At 70.7% G+C, this 17,052-nt stretch carries 16 protein-coding genes; 10 read left to right on the forward strand and 6 right to left on the reverse strand.

All coding sequences use genetic code 11. The features are described from left to right. The first annotated feature begins 51 nt into the window (after positions 1 to 51). Together GWK61_RS12580 and GWK61_RS12585 are read left to right on the forward strand one after the other, a co-directional pair. A complete protein-coding gene (locus GWK61_RS12580) occupies positions 52 to 795 on the forward strand; it encodes a metallophosphoesterase (protein WP_194908518.1) in 744 nt (247 codons plus the stop codon). Between the two features lie 137 nt (positions 796 to 932). After that, positions 933 to 2,837: a GTP-binding protein gene (locus GWK61_RS12585; protein WP_194908519.1), complete on the forward strand. Its 1,905-nt coding sequence runs from the start codon at positions 933 to 935 to the stop codon at positions 2,835 to 2,837. Here the strand turns inward: GWK61_RS12585 and GWK61_RS12590 are convergent, their stop codons facing one another. Beyond that, positions 2,838 to 3,431 (reverse strand): TIGR03086 family metal-binding protein, encoded by a 594-nt coding sequence (locus tag GWK61_RS12590; RefSeq protein ID WP_194908520.1) that lies wholly within the window; start codon positions 3,429 to 3,431, stop codon positions 2,838 to 2,840. Positions 3,432 to 3,557: 126 nt separating this feature from the next. On the opposite strand from GWK61_RS12590, the gene GWK61_RS12595 reads away from it, so the two are divergent. Together GWK61_RS12595 and GWK61_RS12600 are read left to right on the forward strand one after the other, a co-directional pair. Then, complete coding sequence (locus tag GWK61_RS12595) at positions 3,558 to 4,361, forward strand: arylamine N-acetyltransferase family protein (protein WP_194908521.1); 804 nt, start codon at positions 3,558 to 3,560, stop codon at positions 4,359 to 4,361. A gap of 202 nt (positions 4,362 to 4,563) precedes the next feature. Beyond that, positions 4,564 to 4,881, forward strand: coding sequence for an ArsR/SmtB family transcription factor (locus GWK61_RS12600; protein WP_194908522.1), 318 nt, complete (start codon positions 4,564 to 4,566; stop codon positions 4,879 to 4,881). A 6-nt stretch (positions 4,882 to 4,887) separates the two neighbouring features. Here the strand turns inward: GWK61_RS12600 and GWK61_RS12605 are convergent, their stop codons facing one another. Both GWK61_RS12605 and GWK61_RS12610 read right to left on the reverse strand, forming a co-directional pair. Next, a complete protein-coding gene (locus GWK61_RS12605; RefSeq protein WP_194908523.1) occupies positions 4,888 to 5,916 on the reverse strand; it encodes a protein kinase family protein in 1,029 nt (342 codons plus the stop codon). Positions 5,917 to 5,925: 9 nt separating this feature from the next. After that, positions 5,926 to 6,738: a TetR/AcrR family transcriptional regulator gene (locus GWK61_RS12610; protein WP_194908524.1), complete on the reverse strand. Its 813-nt coding sequence runs from the start codon at positions 6,736 to 6,738 to the stop codon at positions 5,926 to 5,928. Positions 6,739 to 6,933: 195 nt separating this feature from the next. Here GWK61_RS12610 and GWK61_RS12615 point away from each other — a divergent pair, with 195 nt between their 5' ends. From GWK61_RS12615 to GWK61_RS12630, 4 genes are all read left to right on the forward strand, one after another. Further along, positions 6,934 to 8,517, forward strand: a complete 1,584-nt coding sequence (locus tag GWK61_RS12615; RefSeq protein WP_228562201.1) for an MFS transporter — start codon at positions 6,934 to 6,936, stop codon at positions 8,515 to 8,517. 40 nt (positions 8,518 to 8,557) lie between these two features. Further along, positions 8,558 to 9,973 carry an MFS transporter gene (locus GWK61_RS12620; RefSeq protein WP_194908525.1) on the forward strand — a complete coding sequence of 472 codons (1,416 nt, stop codon included), beginning with the start codon at positions 8,558 to 8,560 and terminating at the stop codon, positions 9,971 to 9,973. Between the two features lie 4 nt (positions 9,974 to 9,977). Next, positions 9,978 to 10,661 (forward strand): TetR/AcrR family transcriptional regulator, encoded by a 684-nt coding sequence (locus tag GWK61_RS12625; protein ID WP_194908526.1) that lies wholly within the window; start codon positions 9,978 to 9,980, stop codon positions 10,659 to 10,661. Positions 10,662 to 10,786: 125 nt separating this feature from the next. Continuing rightward, positions 10,787 to 11,602, forward strand: a complete 816-nt coding sequence (locus GWK61_RS12630; RefSeq protein ID WP_194908527.1) for a COG4705 family protein — start codon at positions 10,787 to 10,789, stop codon at positions 11,600 to 11,602. Positions 11,603 to 11,796: 194 nt separating this feature from the next. Here GWK61_RS12630 and GWK61_RS12635 read toward each other — a convergent pair whose 3' ends face one another. Further along, positions 11,797 to 12,288, reverse strand: a complete 492-nt coding sequence (locus tag GWK61_RS12635; protein WP_194908528.1) for a carboxymuconolactone decarboxylase family protein — start codon at positions 12,286 to 12,288, stop codon at positions 11,797 to 11,799. Positions 12,289 to 12,335: 47 nt separating this feature from the next. Between GWK61_RS12635 and pdxR the strand changes: the two genes are divergently transcribed. Both pdxR and GWK61_RS12645 read left to right on the forward strand, forming a co-directional pair. Further along, positions 12,336 to 13,898 (forward strand): MocR-like pyridoxine biosynthesis transcription factor PdxR, encoded by a 1,563-nt coding sequence (gene pdxR / locus GWK61_RS12640; RefSeq protein ID WP_194908529.1) that lies wholly within the window; start codon positions 12,336 to 12,338, stop codon positions 13,896 to 13,898. Between the two features lie 113 nt (positions 13,899 to 14,011). Further along, positions 14,012 to 14,686: a Crp/Fnr family transcriptional regulator gene (locus GWK61_RS12645; protein ID WP_194908530.1), complete on the forward strand. Its 675-nt coding sequence runs from the start codon at positions 14,012 to 14,014 to the stop codon at positions 14,684 to 14,686. A 185-nt stretch (positions 14,687 to 14,871) separates the two neighbouring features. On the opposite strand, the gene bagB is transcribed toward GWK61_RS12645, so the two are convergent. Further along, positions 14,872 to 16,020: an ArsA family ATPase gene (bagB, locus tag GWK61_RS12650; RefSeq protein WP_194908531.1), complete on the reverse strand. Its 1,149-nt coding sequence runs from the start codon at positions 16,018 to 16,020 to the stop codon at positions 14,872 to 14,874. Then, positions 16,017 to 17,012: an ATPase BagA gene (bagA, locus tag GWK61_RS12655; RefSeq protein WP_194908532.1), complete on the reverse strand. Its 996-nt coding sequence runs from the start codon at positions 17,010 to 17,012 to the stop codon at positions 16,017 to 16,019. Before bagA ends, bagB begins: the two co-directional genes overlap by 4 nt. Between the last annotated feature and the right edge of the window lie 40 nt (positions 17,013 to 17,052).

A 17,052-nucleotide genomic window follows, 5' to 3' on the forward strand; every position in this document is an offset into this window, starting at 1 on the left:
GCCATGGAAGTGGACTTAGCCGTGGACCGGTCGGCTGCTTACCCTCAAGCCATGCCAGTCGTCATCGCGCATGTCAGCGACATCCACATCGATTCCGCGCCGCGCGCCGCCGAGCGCGCCCGCCGGGTCTTCGACCACCTCGACACCCTGCCCGCCGACCTCGACTTGGTCGTGCTCACCGGGGACATCGCCGACCACGGCCTGGACGCCGAGTACGCGACGGTCCGCGGAGCCACGGCCACGCGGCACCCGCTGCTGGTCTGCCCCGGGAACCACGACGACCGCGAGGCGTTCCGGCGCACGCTGCTCGGCGTCCCGCCCTCGACCGGGCCGATCGACCAGGTGCACCGGACCGAGCGGTTCGTCGTCGCTCTCTGCGACTCCTCGATCCCGGGGCAGGACGACGGTTTCCTCGCCGACTCGACGCTGGAGTGGCTGGCCGCCGAGCTGGACGCGACCCCGGACGACGTCCCGGTCCTGATCGGCTTCCACCATCCGCCGGTGGAGCTGCACGCGCCGTACGTGGACCGGATCCGGCAGTTCGGCGAGGACCGGCTGGCCGAGGTGGTCGCCGGCCGGCCGAACGTCGTCGCCTTCCTGGCCGGGCACGCGCACACCGCCGCCGCCACGCGCTTCGCCGGGCTGCCGCTGCTGGTCGCGCCAGGAGTGGTGTCCACGGTGCCGCTGCCGTGGGAGGGCGAGCGGTCGGTGCATCTGGACCATCCGCCGTCGTTGGCGTTCCACGTCATCGACGACCGGCATCGGATCACCACGCACTATCGCTGCGTCGTGTAATTCGGTTGCCGCCGCCGTCCGGCGGTGTTGCACTGGTCCGGTCCAGGTCCCCTGCCGGAAGGAACCGCACATGCGTCTGCTGGCTGCCATGCCCACTCCGATGGTCATGTCTGTCAACGCGAAGGACGCGGTTTCCGGTGCGGTATCTGAACTTGGGCATTCTGGCGCACGTCGACGCCGGTAAGACCTCCCTGACCGAGCGGCTGTTGCACGCCGCCGGGGTCATCGACGAGATCGGCAGCGTGGACCGCGGCACGACCCGGACCGACAGCCTGGAGCTGGAGCGGCGTCGCGGTATCACGATCAAGGCCGCGGTCACGGCGTTCCCGTTGGGCGCGACGTCTGTGAACCTGGTCGACACGCCCGGGCACCCGGACTTCATCGCCGAGGTCGAGCGCACGCTGGGGGTGCTCGACGGCGTGGTGCTGGTGGTGTCGGCGGTCGAGAGTGTGCAGGCGCAGACCAGGGTGCTGATGCGGGCGATCCGGCGGCTCGGGCTGCCGACGGTGGTGTTCGTCAACAAAGCCGATCGCCGTGGTGCCGATCCGGCGCGCGTGCTGGCCGATGTCTCGGCGAAACTGACGCCCGCTGCGTTTCCGCTCGGGAAGATCGTCGACGCCGGGACGCGCGCGGCGCGGTTCGTCTCCGATGTTCCTGAGCTGCGGCGGCTCGGGCTCTGGTCGCAATTGGCCGCGGACAGTCGGCGTGGTGCGGTGCATCCAGTGTACTTCGGATCGGCGATCACCGGCGCGGGGGTCCCGGAGCTGATGGCCGGTATCGAGCAACTGTTGCCTCGCGCGGCCGGGGACGACGGCTCGGCCAAGGCCGCCGCCGGTCGGGTTTTCAAGGTCGAGCGCGGACTCGCCGGTGAGCGGATCGCTTATGTGCGCATGTTCGCGGGGGCGTTGAAGACGCGCGATCGGCTGCCGAGCGGTCGCGTCACCGGGATCTCCGTGCTGTCGGCGGCGGACGGAGCGCCGGTGCCGGCTGATGTTGTCAGCGCTGGGCAGATCGGCGTCGTCCGTGGCCTGACTCGGGTGCGGATCGGCGACCGGCTCGGCATGCGCGGCGCGGCGGAGGAGGAAGCTGCAACGTACTTCGCACCGCCGACGCTGGAAACCGTTGTGGAACCTCGGGATCAGGCAGACCGCGGCGCGATGTTCTCCGCACTGACGCAGCTGTCCGAGCAGGATCCGCTGATCGGGCTGCGCTACGACAAGGCGCGCGGGGAGACGTCACTGTCGCTCTACGGCGAGGTGCAGAAGGAGGTCATCCAGACCACGCTCGCCGAGGAGTACGGCGTCACGGTGGACTTCCGCGAGACGACGCCGATCTGTGTCGAGCGGGTGCTCGGCGTCGGCGAGGGGCTGGACGTCATCAAGATCGGCGACAACCCCTTCCTGGCCACGGTCGGACTGCGGATCGCGCCGGCGCCGGTGGGTGCGGGGGTGTCGTTCGGGCTGGAGATCGAGCTCGGGTCGCTGATCCCGGCGTTCCTCACCGCGATGGAGGAGACGGTACGCGCCACGCTCGGCTCGGGGCTGCACGGCTGGCAGGTCCCGGACGCGGTGGTGACGCTGACGCGCAGCGGCTACTGGGCTCGGCAGAGCCACTCGCACGGCACCTTCGACAAGAGCATGTCCAGTACCGCCGGCGACTTCCGGGCGCTGACCCCGCTGGTGCTCATGGAGGCGCTGGCGAAGGCCGGAACCGAGGTCTGCGAACCGATGCACCGGTTCCGGCTGGAAGTGCCGAGCGCTTTGCTGGGAACGGTCTTGCCGACCCTCGCGACGTTCCGCGCGGTACCGGGATCCACAACGGTGGCTGGGGAGACAGCGGTGCTGGAGGGCACGGTCCCGGCCGCGCGCGTGCACGCGCTGGGCCAGCGCATCCCCGGCATGACCGCTGGCGAAGGCGTCTTGGAGTCAGCCTTCGACCACTTCGCACCGGTCAGTGGCGGCGAGGTGCCCGCGCGCGCCCGCTGGGACGCGAATCCGTTGGACCGCAAGGAGTATCTGATGCGGGTGCAGCGCGGGGTGTGACTACCGGTCGGCCGTCCACCGCGGGTCCCGGCCGAGGTACCGCAGCAGCTCCGCCTCGGCGTCGTCCCCCGGCTGCGGCGCGAGCTCGGCCGCGTACACCCCGTACTGCCGCAGCGGTTCGACGATCTGGCGTGCGACCTCCAGCAGTTCCGCCGACAGCTCCGGGGTCAGCGGCGAGGGCTGGCCGGCCGCCGTCGCTATGTCCCACGCGTGCACCGCCGCGTCCAGGGCACACGCGCCGGCGCCGACGCGGGCGCTCAGCTTGTTCGGCGGGACGGGGACCGCGACCTCCTCGGTGTCCGGGTCGACGGCGGCCCAGGCGGCGGCCGAGCGCGTCAGCGCCTGCTCCAGGTGGGCCTTCGGGTCCTGGGGCGGCGTCGCCGACGGAGCGAAGGGGTCCTCCTCGGGGCCGGGGCCGGCGCCGAGGAAGGCCGCGTAGCCGATCTGGTCGCCGGCCGCGTGCCGCAGGACCTGGGTCACGGACCACTGCGAGCAGGGGGTCGGGCGGTCGAGGTCGGTGGCGGCGAGGGCGCCGACCACGGTGCGCAGGGCGGCGTGCGAGGCGTCGAGGGCGGCGTATCCGGTGCCGGTCATGGCGGAATCCCTTCGTGGCGGACCTTCGGCTCTGTGCCGTGGTCGTACCGCCAGTCTATCAGAACGGAATGGTTCGTTCCACTACTTGCGGCGCCCAGAGGCGCGGCCTCCGAGTAGCGTTCAGGCGTGGACTTCGACCTCGACGCCTACCTCGCCCGCATCGGGTACACCGGCGAACGCACCCCGACCGCGGCGACGCTCAAGGCCTTGCAGCGCGCGCACATCTACGCGATCCCCTTCGAGAACCTGGACCCGGCCCGCGGCGTCGTCCCTTCGCTCGAGCCGGCCGACCTGATGGCGAAGCTGGTCCACGGCACCGCGCGCGGCGGCTACTGCTACGAGCACAACTCCCTTTACGCCGCCGCACTGCGTGCGCTCGGCTTCAAGGTGACGCTGCTGGCCGGCCGGGTCCTGGTCGGCGCGAAGCCCGGCGACCTGCGGCCGCGCACCCACATGCTGCCGCTCGCCGAGGCCCCGGACGACCCGAACCGCTACCTGACCGACGTCGGGTTCGGCAGCGAGGGCGCACTGCTGGACCCCATGCCGCTGGCCACGACGGAAGTCCACGACGACCCGCGCCATCACCGGCTGGACGTCACCCCCGCCGACGGCCCGCTGGAGCAGTGGGTCCTGCGCGCCTTCCAGGACGGCGAGTGGCGGGATCAGTACTCGTTCACGGTCGAGCCGTTCTACGCACCCGACTTCGGCGTCATCAACCACTACATCGCCACCAGCCCACGCTCCCCGTTCAGCACCCGCGTCTACGTCGGCCGGACACTCCCGGACCGCCAGCTGAAGATCGACACCCGCACCTTCACCGTGACCCCCATCGACGGGACCTCGGTGAAGCGCGAACTCGCCGACGACGCCGAGGTCCGACAGGTCCTGGCCGAGGAGTTCGGCATCGTCGCGCCGGAATCCGAGGCCTGAGAAAGCGCTGCTAGAGCCCGCCGAACGGCCACCATTCGGCAGCCAGCAACAGCAGCACGAACATCCTCAATCGCCTGCGCACGCCACGCATATCCCCTCCGAGGCATCTAGGTTCGATAGTTCTCGTACCTCCCCAAGGTACGATGCAATTCGAACCCTGTCGAGGGCCGAGGAACCAGCCGAAGAACTAAGGGGGCGGCGGATGACCGCGGTGACGGGACTGGCGCATCCGGACATCGACGACATCGACCTGAGCACCGTGCTGCTCGCGCTCGCCGATCCGCACCGCCGGCAGGTGGTGCTGGAGCTGGCGCGCGATCCGAAGACCGAGCGCCAGTGCGCGACGTTCGTGCTGCCGATCGCCAAGTCGACGAAGACCCACCACTGGCGCGTGCTGCGCGAATCCGGGCTCGTGTACCAGCGCGCGGTCGGCAACGGCCTCTACATCCGCCTGCGCGAGGACGATCTCAAGCGGCGCTTCCCCGGGCTGCTCGACACCATCGCCGCACTGGAAGCGTAGAAAGCCTTACAACCCCAGCGAATCCGCCAGGTCGATCGCCTCGTCGGCCCAGCGCGCGCAGATCGCCAGCCCCGCAGCGCGCGCCTCGTAACGGACGTCGGGATCGACCGCCTCGCCGCTGCCGTAAGCCCGGTGCCGGTCATCCAGCGCGGCTTGCAAGCACCAGGGCATCAGCCAGTCGTACTTGACCGCCGAGGCGCGGATGCCGAGTACCGCCAACCTGGGATCGCCCGGCCAACCCGCGGCCCGCAGTCCTTCGAGGTAGGCCTCGGTCACCAGCTCGGGCAGGTTCTCGGCGAACCCCGGCCGCAGCGGCCAGTCGAAGAAGCTGTCCGGCACCAGGTTCCCGGCGTCCTCGCCGACCGCGCCGTCGCCGGTGAAGGCCCAGTCGAGCAGGACCACGGTGCCGTCCGGGCGCCGGATCACGTTGTTCGGCCACACATCCAGGTGGCAGACCGTACGCGGAAGGCGCGTCATCAGGTCCAGCAGCCGTTCCCGGTTGCGGTGCAGACGGACCAGGGCTTCGCGCAGGTCCGGCGGGAAGTGCTTGACGATCAACGGAAGCGACCAGGCGCTGTCGTCTTCCAGCACTGAGAAGTCGGCGGGCCGGGTGGTGCTGTAGTCGGCCAGGAAACCGCGGCTGAACCACGGTTCCGAGGGTTGCGGCTCGGCGCCCTGGACTTCGCCCAGCGCGTAGGCGACAGCGGCGATGTCCTCCACCGTCAGATCGCCGCCGTGCGTCCCGGCGACGTCCTCAAGCAGCAGCTCGACATCACCGTCCGGCAGCTCGCGGACCTCGACGAGCTTCGGCGCGCCGAGGCCGAGGCCCGCCGGCAGGCCGCTGATGTAGACGTCCGCCTCGCGGCGCCAGTAGTTCCAGAACCGGGGATCGGCCGATGAGGCCCACTGGGGCGGCGCGTCGGTGCGGCGATGGGTCAGGATCTTGTGGATCAGACCGTCCTCGCCGCGCCACACGCCGCGGGTCACTCCGTTGTTGCGGTTGTGGGGCAACTGCAACGGCTCGTCGTCCGGCATGACGGCAGCCTACTGAGACGCGGCGGCGCGAGCCTTCGCGTCGGCGGCGAGCTTGGCGGCCAGCCTGATCTCCAGGCTGTCCAGGATGAGGTCGAGCCCATAGACGAAGTTCCCCAGGCGGGTTTCCATCGGGTCCTTCTTGAGCTCTTCCCGATAGATCTCCGCCAACCCGGCGTCGTCGGCGACCGTCGCCATCTTCGGGCCCACGGTCCGGTACCAGTCCTGCTCGCTCATGCCGCGCCGGCGCAGAGCCGACAACCACCCGGCCTCGGCGGACGTGATGCCGATGACGTAGGAGGACACCGTGCTCATCGCCCGGGCCGCCTCGTGCATGTCGAAGCCCGCCGTGGTCAGGACGGCCAGGCTCCGCTGGGTCACCGAGACCACGTTCGGGCCCAGGTAGTTGAGCCCGACCTGGCCCAGCACGTGCGTCAGCCACATGTGCCGCAGCCCGACCTCGCGCAGGCTGTGCGCGTTGACGTGCAGGGCCAGCCGCCAGCTCGCGGGATCGGTGATCTCCGGGACCTCCAGCTCGCCGTAGACCTCGTCGGTCACCAGCTCGATCAGCTCGTCCTTGCTCGCCACGTGCCGGTACAGCGACGTCGCGCCGGCGCCGAGGCGCTGGCCCAGGGTACGCATGCTCAGCGCCTCGACGCCCTCCTCGTCGAGCAGCGCGACCGCCTCGGCGACGATGCGCTCGCGGGTGAGCTGCTCCTTCTGTCGGCGCGGCGGCCTGGTCCAGACCGAGTTCAGCGCGGGGGCCGAGGCATCGGAGTCGTCGGAGCCGTCGGAGTCGGTGCCGGAGTCGGTGTCGATATTCACGGGCGTTCCTCGTCTCGGAGCGGAAGGCCTTCACCTTTCACCGCCAACGATAGCCGAAGGCTGCGCACACTGTTCGCTGTTGCGCACACCGTGCGCATCGGCGTACGGTGGTCCCATCGAAGCGCACACTGTGCGCAGATGCGAACAGTGTGCGCAGCCGGGCTCCCGGTCGCGGCACAGAGGAGGGGACGGGAAATGTCAGAGGTAACGGAGTCGACGCAAGCAGGGGCGAGCGCCGAGGGCGGGCCGGTCGGGGGCCGGCGGCGATGGCTCATCCTGATCGTGCTGTGCCTGGCGACGCTGGTGCTGGTCGTGGACAACATGGTCCTGACGGTCGCGGTGCCGGCGCTGACCGAGTCGCTGCACGCCAGCGCGCAGAACATCCAGTGGGTGCTCGACTCCTACATTCTGGTGTTCGCCGGCCTGCTGCTGACCACCGGAAGCCTGTCCGACCGGTTCGGCCGGCGCCGGGTCCTGATCATCGGGCTCGCGGTGTTCGGCGTCGCCTCGGCGGTGGCGACCCTGGCGAACAACCCCGGCGAGCTGATCGCCGCCCGCGTCGCGATGGGCATCGGCGGCGCGCTGCTGATGCCGAGCACGCTGTCGATCCTGATCACCGTGTTCACCGACGAGGCCGAACGGCGCAAGGCGATGGCCGCGTGGACCGTGGTCGCGATGGTCGGCCTGGTCGGCGGCCCGGTGCTGGGCGGCGTGATGATCAGCCACTTCTGGTGGGGGTCGGTCTTCCTGCTGAACATCCCGATCGCGGCGCTGGCCATCATCTCGGCCGTGGTGCTGATGCCGGAGAGCAAGGGCCCGTGGCGCAAGCCCGACCCGCTGGGCACCGTGCTCTCGATCGTCGGCCTGACCTCGGCGGTCTGGGTGATCATCGAGCTCCCGAAGGGCATCACCGCGCCCAGCACCCTGATCGCCCTGGTGGTGGCAGTGGTCGCGCTGGTCTCCTTCGGGATCTGGGAGACCCGCATCGCCGAGCCGATGGTGCCGCTCCAGCTGTTCAAGCAGCGCAACTTCTCCGGCGGCTCGTTCTCGCTGACGCTGGTGCAGATCGGCAACGGCGGCCTGCTGCTGGTGATGACGCAGTACCTGCAGTTCGTGCTCGGCTTCTCGGCGCTGAAGGCCTCGCTGTGCTTCATCCCGCTGGCCGTCGCCGCCCTGATCTTCAACACCCTGGGGGCGGGTCTGGGCATGAAGTTCGGCAACCGGCCGCTGATGGTCGTCGGCCTGCTGATCTGCGCGGTCGCCTTCGGGATCCTGGCCGACCTGGGCGTCGACGACGGCCTGGGCAAGCTGTTCGTGGGCTTGTTCCTGCTGGGCGCCGGCTCCGGCCTCGCGATGCCGGCGGCGATCACCGCGATCATGGGGGCGGTCCCGCCGGAGCACGCCGGCGTCAGCTCCGCGCTGAACGACACCGTGCAGCAGACCGGCGCGGCCCTGGGCGTGGCGATCATGGGCACCGTGGTGGCCAGCCGCTTCACGGCCGGGATGCCGGCGAAGTACGCCGGCACGGCGCGGCACTCGCTCGGCGAGGCCTACGGCATCGCCAAGACGGCAGGCGACAACACCCTGCTGGACTCGGCGCGCCACGCCTTCACCCACGCGGCGTCGGTCGCCTACGTCGCCGGCGCGGTCGGGGTGGTCGCCGCCGCGATCGTGTCGTTCGTGGTGCTGCGGGACGTCAAGGCGCCGACGGCACCGACCGGCGGCGAGAGCACGGTGGTGGGCGACGACATCGCAACGGCTGCGACTGTGGCGCTGTGAGCCATATCACAACGCAGAGTAAGAGCCCATTGTTCCCTGCATGACGGAATCCCCCACCAGCACAAACCCCACCACCGAAAGCGCCGGCGACTCCGTCTGGAGAGTCGTCGGCGCTTCGATGGTCGGCACCACCCTCGAGTGGTACGACTTCTTCCTCTACGGCACCGCGGCGGCCGTGGTCTTCCCGAAGGTCTTCTTCGTCAAGAGCGACCCGCTCACCGCGACGCTGCTGTCGTTCCTCACCTACGCCCTGGGCTTCGCGGCCCGGCCGATCGGCGGCGTGGTCTTCGGACACGTCGGCGACCGCGTCGGGCGCAAGAAGACGCTGATGGTCAGCCTCGTCATCATGGGGATCGCCACCACAGGGATGGCTTTCGTCCCGGGCTACAACTCCATAGGCGTCTGGGCGCCGGTCCTGCTCACCTCGCTGCGCATGGTCCAGGGCTTCGCGCTCGGCGGCGAGTGGGGCGGCTCGGTGCTGATCGTGGCCGAGCGGGACAAGTCCCGGCGCGGGTTCTGGGCCTCGTGGCCGCAGGCCGGGGCGCCGTTGGGGCTGGTGCTCGGGACCGGCGTGCTCATCCTGCTGTCCCAGAACATGAGCGAGAAGTCGTTCCTGGACTGGGGATGGCGGGTGTCGTTCGGGCTGTCGGCGATCCTGCTGCTGGTCGGCGTCTGGGTCCGCAAGTCGCTCAACGAGACCGAGGCGTTCCGGGCCGCGCAGGCGAAGAAGGAGAGCGCGCCGCCGAAGCTGCCGGCCCTGGAGGTGTTCCGCACCTCCTGGCGCGAGATCCTGATCGCCTTCGGGACCCGCATGGCCGAGAACATCTCCTTCTACCTGGTCGCCACCTTCTCGGTCACCTGGATCACCGTGCACCTGAAGCTCCCGAAGTCCTTCGGGCTGGACGCGGTGATGATCGGCGCGGCGGTCGAGACCGTCCTGATCCCGGTGTTCGGCATGCTCTCCGACCGGATCGGACGCCGGCCGGTCTACCTGGCCGGGGCGATCGGGATCGGGGTGTGGACGCCGATCTTCTTCGCGCTCGTCGATCAGAAGTCGTATCCGCTGGCGGTGCTCGCGATCACCGTCGCCCTGGCCTTCCACGGCCTGATGTACGGCCCGCAGGCGGCCTTCTTCGCGGAGATGTTCCCGACCGGGGTCCGCTACTCCGGCGCCTCGATCGGCTACCAGGTGGCCTCGATCGCGGCCGGCGCGCCGGCGCCGCTGATCGCCGTGGCGATCCTGGAGCACAACGGCGGGAAGACCTCCGCGTGGCTCACGCTCTACATGGGGCTGGCTGCCGTGGTGACCATCATCGCGCTGTACTTCGCGCGGGAGACGCGGTCGGTTTCGATGAGCGGTGAGGCGGACGGCGCGGTAGACGGCGAGGGGGACGGTAAGAGGGACGGCGAGGCGGACGCGAGCGGAACAAAGCATTCCGTTCAGGTGCTATCCTGACCCCATGTCCGCCCCGATCACCCCGACTGCCCCCACCACCTCCCGCACCGGACCGCTGTCCGGCCGCAAGGCCCAGGCGAACCGCAACGACGAAGCCATCCTGCGGGCCGCGCGCGAGGTCTTCGTCGCCGATCCGTCCGCGCCGATCTCCGCTGTGGCCAAGGCGGCCGGGGTGGGGATCAGCGCCCTGTACCGGCGCTACGAGAGCAAGGAAGTGCTGCTGCAGACGCTGTGCGCGGACGGCCTGGCGACGTACATCGAGTGCGCGGAGGCGGCGCTGGCCTCGGAGGCCGGGCCGTGGGAGACCTTCACGGACTTCGTGCGCGCGGTCATCGACGCCGACGTACACGCGCTGACGGTGAACCTGGCGGGGACCTTCACGCCGACCGCGGAGATGTCCGGCCAGGCCACGCGCGCCGTGGGCCTGGCCGCCGCGATCCTGGGGCAGGCGCACGAGGCCGGCGTGATCCGCGCCGACTTCGCCCTCAACGACATCGCGATGCTGCTGGAGCAGCTGACCGCGGTCACCGGGCCGGGGCCGGAGCGGACCAGGGAGCTGCGGCACCGCTATCTGGCGCTGCACTTCGACGCGCTGCGGCCGCAGACCGCGAAGGCGGTGGCCGCGTTGCCGGGGCCGCCGCCGAGCGACGAGGAGTTGGGCGCCCGCTGGGTCCCGAAGGGGGCCTAGGACAGGGTCTCGACGGTGGCTGGAAAGCCGCGGCCCGGCGGCTCCCGGCGAATTTCTGCTACATCTTGTAACAGATTGCGGACAACCCGGGTCGGCGGACCGCGCTTCTGGGATGATCGGCCGCTATGACGACCGAACTGACCCGGCGGAGCGCGGCCGGCTCGGCCCGCCGGCGCCTGGTATCGACCACCACGCTGAGCAAGGTCCCCGAAGTCACGCTGATCTTCTGGATCACGAAGATCCTCACCACCGGGATGGGCGAGACCACCTCGGACTTCCTGAACCAGAGGTGGGACCCGAAGATCATGGTCTCGCTGTCCGGCCTGGTGCTGGCCGGCGTGATCTGGGTGCAGTTCAAGGCCTCGCGGTACTCGGCATGGCTCTACTGGGCCGCCGTCGTCATGGTGAGCGTGTTCGGCACGATGTGCGCCGACGTGCTGCACGTCGGCTTCGGCGTCCCCTACGCGGTGTCGACTGCCTTCTTCGCCGTCGCACTCGCCGCGATCTTCGTACTGTGGTACCGGGTCGAGGGCACGCTGTCGATCCACAGCATCACCACCCCGCGCCGGGAGCTGTTCTACTGGCTGACCGTGGTGACCACGTTCGCGCTCGGCACCGCGGTCGGCGACATGACCGCCACGACGCTGAAGCTCGGGTACTTCTCCTCCGGCGTGATGTTCGCCGTGCTGTTCGCGGTGCCCGCGGTGGCGTACAAGTTCGGGCTGAACGGGATCTTCGCGTTCTGGTTCGCGTACGTCGTGACCCGGCCGTTCGGCGCGTCCTTCGCGGACTGGATGGGCGTTTCGGCCAAGCGCGGCGGTCTGGCCTGGGGGACCGGGCCGGTCAGCCTGGTGCTGCTCGGGATCATCGTGGTGCTGGTGGCCGTCCTGGCCGTGACCAAGATGGACGTCGCGCGGGCGGATGTCGCGCAGGGCGACTGACTGGTCCTGTTGAGGCCGACAACCGATGAGACCGATGAGCACGCACCCGGGATGCCCCCTTCGCATCGGGTGCGTGCTCATCGGCTCGGCCGGTTCGGGCGGCGCGGCCTGGGCGGCTCGCGCGGCTCGTCCCGCCTGTCCGGAATCGGTCCGGCGGCGTCCCCCGCCGTGCCGACTCCCCCCGTTCGGACGGCTCAGTCCTGCGCGCCGCCGGACAGGTCCCACGGCCGGGCCGTCGCGCCGAGCCGGTTCCACAGGTTGATGATCCCGATGTGCCAGACCAGCTCGGCCAGCTCCGTCTCGGAGAAGTGCGCCGCGGCCTCGTCCCACACCGCGTCGGACACCTCGCGGTCGGCCAGCCGGGTCACGGCCTCGGTCAGCGCCAGGGCGGCGCGCTCGCGGGCGGTGAAGTACGGGGCCTCGCGCCAGACCGCGACCAGGTTCAGGCGGCGCCAGGTGTCGCCGCCGGCCACGGCGTCGCGGGAGTGCATGTCGACGCAGTAGACGCAGCCGTTGATCTGGGAGGCGCGCAGCTTCACCATCTCGCGCAGCGGCTTCTCCAGGCTGGTCTCGCCAGCCGCGCGCTCCAGACCGTTCATCGCCTTGGCGATCCCCGGCGCGAGGTCGTCGACGGCGAGGCGGACGGTGGGCTTCACGTATGCGGTCTCTGTCGCGTTCGTTGTCATGACTATGACGGTACGCGGGGTGTGGACTGTTGTTAGGATCCAATCCGATGGCTGAATATTGGTCCACTTTGGACGTCGATCTGCATCTGTCGGTCGACCCCGCGTCCGGGCGCCGGGTCGGGCTGGAGCACGCGCTGCGCGAGGCGATCCGGGACGGCCGGCTGGGCGCGGGGACGCGGCTGCCGTCGACGCGGACGCTGGCGGTGGAGCTCGGGCTGGCGCGGGGGACGGTGTCGGCGGCTTATGACCAGCTGGTCGCCGAGGGGCATCTGGTCGCGGTGCGGGGGTCGGGGACGCATGTCGCTGAGCTGGCGGGGCAGGGGGTTCCTGGTCCGAGCGGGTTGCCTTCTGCGCCGCGGTCGCCGGACGCGCCTGGTGCGCGGCGGTCGCCAGATGCGCTCGGCGCGTCGGGCACACTTGGTCTGCCTGGCGCACTTGGTCTGCCGAGCGCGTGGGTCGGCGAGCAGCCACGCAGCCGGGCCAAGCCGCTCGGCAACAATCTCCTGCCGGGTTCGCCGGACCTGTCGCACTTCCCGCGCGCCGCGTGGCTGCGCGCGTCCCGCCGGGCGGTGAACGCGGCGCCCAACGACGCGTTCGGTTATGGCGATCCGCGAGGCCGGGTCGAGCTGCGGCGGGCTTTGGCCGAGTACTTGGGGCGAGCGCGGGGCGTGCTCGCGGATCCGGAGCGGATCGTCATCGTCTCCGGTGCGGTGCAGGGGCTGGCGCTGCTCGGGCAGGTGCTCGGCGGGGTGGTGGCGATGGAGGATCCGTACATACCGCTGTTCCATGACGTGGTGCGCTCGCATGGTGCGGATGTAGTGCCGCTTCCGGTGGATGACGACGGCGCGCGCATCGATCTGCTCGCCGGCCCCGACTTCGATCAGGTGAACACCGCCGTGGTCACGCCCAGTCACCAGTATCCGATCGGCTCGACGCTGCATCCGGCGCGGCGCCACGCGCTCGTCGAGTGGGCGTGCGAGGGTCGGCGGCTGGTCGTCGAGGACGACTACGACGGCGAGTTCCGGTACGACCGGCAGCCGGTCGGCGCGGTGCAGGGCATGGCGCCCGAGCGCGTCGGCTATCTGGGGACGGCCTCCAAGACGCTGGGTCCGGGAATCCGGCTGGCGTGGATGGTGCTGCCCGGGCACCTGGTCGGGCCGGTCACCGAGGCCAAGCGGCACGCCGACCACCAGTCCGAGGCGCTGGGGCAGCTGACGCTCGCGGAGTTCATCGCCTCGCACGACTACGACCGGCACGTCCGCGCCGCGCGCCTGCGCTACCGCCGGCGCCGCGACCTGCTGGCCGAGCGCCTGCACACCCGGGCCGGACGGCCGGCGGCGGGATTCGCGCTCGGCGGCATCGCGGCGGGGCTGCACGCGCTGGTCCGCCTGGAGCCGGCGGGGATGACCGAGGCGGAAGTGCTCAAGCGCGCATCTGAGTTCGATCTGGAGTTGGAAGGCCTCGGCGGTCTGTGGCACACCGCCCCGACGAACACGCTGGCGAGCTCCGCCCCACGTCCGCAGGGCATCGTGGTGGGTTTCGGCAGCCCCACCGAGGCGGCGTACCCGCGGGCGCTGGACGCGTTGGTGCGGACACTTTCGTGGAGATGACTACTCATACGGTCTAATGGACATCGCACGATAGCCCGACCCGGCGTGCTACTCAGGCGCTCCCTGCGTCACACTGGTCTCGGAACAGCACTGCCTTTTAAGAGGAGAAACCCGTGGACGACGTACTGCGCCGTACGCCCCTCTTCGCCACGCTCGACCAGGACGCGGCCGCGTCGCTGCGCGCCTCCATGAACGAGATCGAGCTGGCCCGAGGTGACCTCCTGTTCCACGAGGGCGACCCCGGCGACTCGCTGTACGTGGTCCTGCGCGGCAAGATCAAGCTCGGCCGCACCAGCGGCGACGGCCGGGAGAACCTGGTCGCGGTCCTCGGCCCCGGCGAGATGTTCGGCGAGCTGTCCCTGTTCGACCCGGGCCCCCGCTCCGCCGGCGCCACGGCCCTGGTGGACTCCACCCTGCTGGGCCTGAGCTCCGACGAGCTGACCCCCTGGCTGGCCACCCGCCCCGACGTCGCCCGCGCCCTGCTCCGCGCGATCGCCCGCCGCCTGCGCCGCACCAACGACTCGATGTCCGACCTGGTGTTCTCCGACGTCCCCGGCCGCGTGGCCAAGGCCCTGCTGGACCTCTCGGCCCGCTTCGGCACCCCCGCCGAGGACGGCATCCACGTCGCCCACGACATGACGCAGGAGGAGCTGGCGCAGCTGGTCGGCGCCTCCCGCGAGACGGTGAACAAGGCGCTGGCGGACTTCGCCGGGCGCGGTTGGCTCCGGCTGGAGGCGCGCGCTGTGGTGCTGACGAATGTGGAGAGGTTGAGTCAGCGGTCGCGGTAGGGAGTCACAGCGCATTGCGCCACACCCGCTTTCGGCCCAACTTCATCGGCGAGTCTCCGCGTTGGCGTTGACCGCGTCCCTGGCTGGCGGCGATCCTGACCTTGGATTCAGCGGCGCGCGCTCTCAATCGAGGTTGGTGACCCCCTTTGGGTGGGGCGGCCCTGTCCTCCCCGCGAAAACGAATGTCAGTTGCTGCCCGCCAGTAGGTCGCCCGCGAGCCGCAGGCCGTCCAGGTCGTGGATGTCGCCGGACTGGGCCGGGATCTCGGCCACCGCGACGTTCGGCTGGGAGGCGGTGAAGCGGTCCGCCAGGCGGCGTTCGCGGGCGCTGAGGCGGACGCGCTCGGCGTGCAGGCGGAGCAGGCCGGCGGCCAGGCGGAGGTCGGGGGAGTCGGCGTCGAGTTCCTCGGCGGCGGCCAGGGCTTTCTCGGCGGACAGTTCGGGGACCGTTACGGGGTGCACGCGGTTCAGGATGAGGCCGGCCAGGGGCATGTTCTCGGCGGCCAGGCGCTCGGTGAAGTAGGCGGCCTCGCGGAGGGCGTCGGGTTCCGGTGCCGCTACCACCAGGAAGGCGGTGCCGTCGGCCTGGAGCAGTTGGTACGTCTCCTCCGCGCGTTGGCGGAAGCCGCCGAACATCGATTCCAGGGAGCCGACGAAGGTCTGGACGTCGTGCAGGAGGCCGGAGCCCAGGAGCTTGTTCAGGGCCATGGTGGCGATCGAGAAGCCGGAGGCCAGGACCTTCATGGCGAAGCCGCCGCCGGCTTTGGCCGGGGCCATCAGGACCTTGATCAGGCGGCCGTCGAGGAAGCTGCCGAGGCGGTTCGGAGCGTCGAGGAAGTCCAGGGCCGAGCGGCTGGGCGGGGTGTCGACGATGATCAGGTCCCAGCTGCCGGTCTCGTCGCCGGTGCGGCGCAGCTGGCCCAGCTTCTCCATCGCCATGTACTCCTGCGTGCCGGAGAAGCCCGCGGACAGCGACTGGTAGAACGGGTTTTCCAGGATCTGCTCGATGCGGTCCGGGTCGGCGTGGTTCTCCACGATCTCGTCGAAGGTCCGCTGCATGTCGAGCATCATCGCGAACAGCCGGCCCGGGCCCTGGACGCCCTCGACCTCGCGCGGATTGTTGTCCAGCTCGGTCAGGCCCAGGGACTGCGCCAGCCGGCGCGCCGGGTCGATCGTCAGGACCACGACCTTGCGGCCCTGTTCGGCGGCGCGCAGGGCCAGCGCCGCGGCGGCGGTGGTCTTGCCCACGCCGCCGGAGCCGCAGCACACGACGATCGAGGTCGCCGGGTCGGTCAGCAGGCCGTCGATGTCGAGGCGCTTCGGGGTCACACTCATGCGGCCTCCCCGGTCGCCGCCGCCGCAGACAGCGCCGCGGCCAGCTCGTAGAGTCCGCCGAGGTCGATGCCCCCGGCGATCTGCGGCAGCTCCACCACCGGGCGGCCGGCAGAGTCCAGCGCGCGCCGCTCGACCTCCTCCAGGCTGAGGCGTTCGGCGTGCTCGCGGCCGAGAACCGCCAGGGCGTGGGTCTCGGAGCCGTCGATGCCGTAGGGCCGCAGCAGGGCCGCGACCCGCTTCTCCGCCGCCGCGCTGACGGCCGCGCGCTTGCCGATGGCCAGGTGCGCGGTGCGGACCATGTTCACCAGGATCGCACCGACCGGCAGGCCTGCGGCGTGCAGCTCCTCGACGCCGTCGAGGGTCTCCTGGACCGGCATGTCCTCCAGCACGGTCGTCAGGTGCACCGCGGTCTGCGGCGAGGTCAGGACCCGCATGACCGCCTCGGCCTGGTTCTTCACCGGGCCGACCCGGGCCAGGCCGGCGACTTCGGTGTTCACGTTCAGGAAGCGGGTGATGCGGCCGGTGGGCGGTGCGTCCATCACCACGGCGTCGTAGGCGAAGGCCGCGCCCGGGCGGTCGGGGGCGGTGCGGCGGACCGCCTCGCAGGCCTTGCCGGTAAGTAGCACGTCGCGCATGCCCGGGGCCACGGTGGTCGCGAAGTCGATGGCGCCGAACTTCTTCAGCGCCTTGCCGGCCCGGCCCAGCTTGTAGAACATGTCCAGGTACTCGAGCAGCGCCTGTTCGGGGTCGATGGCCAGGGCGAACACCTCGCCGCCGCCGGGCGCGATCGCGATGCTGCGCTCCTCGTACGGCAGCGGAGCCGTGTCGAAGAGCTGCGCGATGCCCTGGCGCCCCTCGACCTCCACCAGCAGCACCCGGCCGCCGCCCTCGGCCAGGGCCAGCGCCAGCGCCGCGGCGGCCGTGGTTTTCCCGGTGCCGCCTTTTCCCGTGACGATGTGCAGGCGGCACTCCGGCGGCCAGGGTCGGCTCATGGGCCCAGCCTAACCATGCGCCGGACACTCCTGGGACGGC

The sequence above is a fragment of the Catenulispora rubra genome (assembly GCF_015356825.1).
In the GTDB taxonomy this organism is placed as follows: Bacteria; Actinomycetota; Actinomycetes; order Streptomycetales; family Catenulisporaceae; genus Catenulispora; species Catenulispora rubra.

Bases quoted from the DNA above. Each gene is read 5' to 3' on its own strand.
- GWK61_RS12580 (WP_194908518.1), top strand. From the start codon at position 52: ATGCCAGTCGTCATCGCGCATGTCAGCGACATCCACATCGATTCCGCG.
- GWK61_RS12590 (WP_194908520.1), bottom strand. From the start codon at position 3,431: ATGACCGGCACCGGATACGCCGCCCTCGACGCCTCGCACGCCGCCCTG.
- GWK61_RS12600 (WP_194908522.1), top strand. From the start codon at position 4,564: ATGACCGCGGTGACGGGACTGGCGCATCCGGACATCGACGACATCGAC.
- GWK61_RS12605 (WP_194908523.1), bottom strand. From the start codon at position 5,916: ATGCCGGACGACGAGCCGTTGCAGTTGCCCCACAACCGCAACAACGGA.
- GWK61_RS12615 (WP_228562201.1), top strand. From the start codon at position 6,934: ATGTCAGAGGTAACGGAGTCGACGCAAGCAGGGGCGAGCGCCGAGGGC.
- GWK61_RS12620 (WP_194908525.1), top strand. From the start codon at position 8,558: ATGACGGAATCCCCCACCAGCACAAACCCCACCACCGAAAGCGCCGGC.
- GWK61_RS12625 (WP_194908526.1), top strand. From the start codon at position 9,978: ATGTCCGCCCCGATCACCCCGACTGCCCCCACCACCTCCCGCACCGGA.
- GWK61_RS12630 (WP_194908527.1), top strand. From the start codon at position 10,787: ATGACGACCGAACTGACCCGGCGGAGCGCGGCCGGCTCGGCCCGCCGG.
- GWK61_RS12635 (WP_194908528.1), bottom strand. From the start codon at position 12,288: ATGACAACGAACGCGACAGAGACCGCATACGTGAAGCCCACCGTCCGC.
- pdxR (WP_194908529.1), top strand. From the start codon at position 12,336: ATGGCTGAATATTGGTCCACTTTGGACGTCGATCTGCATCTGTCGGTC.
- bagB (WP_194908531.1), bottom strand. From the start codon at position 16,020: ATGAGTGTGACCCCGAAGCGCCTCGACATCGACGGCCTGCTGACCGAC.
- bagA (WP_194908532.1), bottom strand. From the start codon at position 17,012: ATGAGCCGACCCTGGCCGCCGGAGTGCCGCCTGCACATCGTCACGGGA.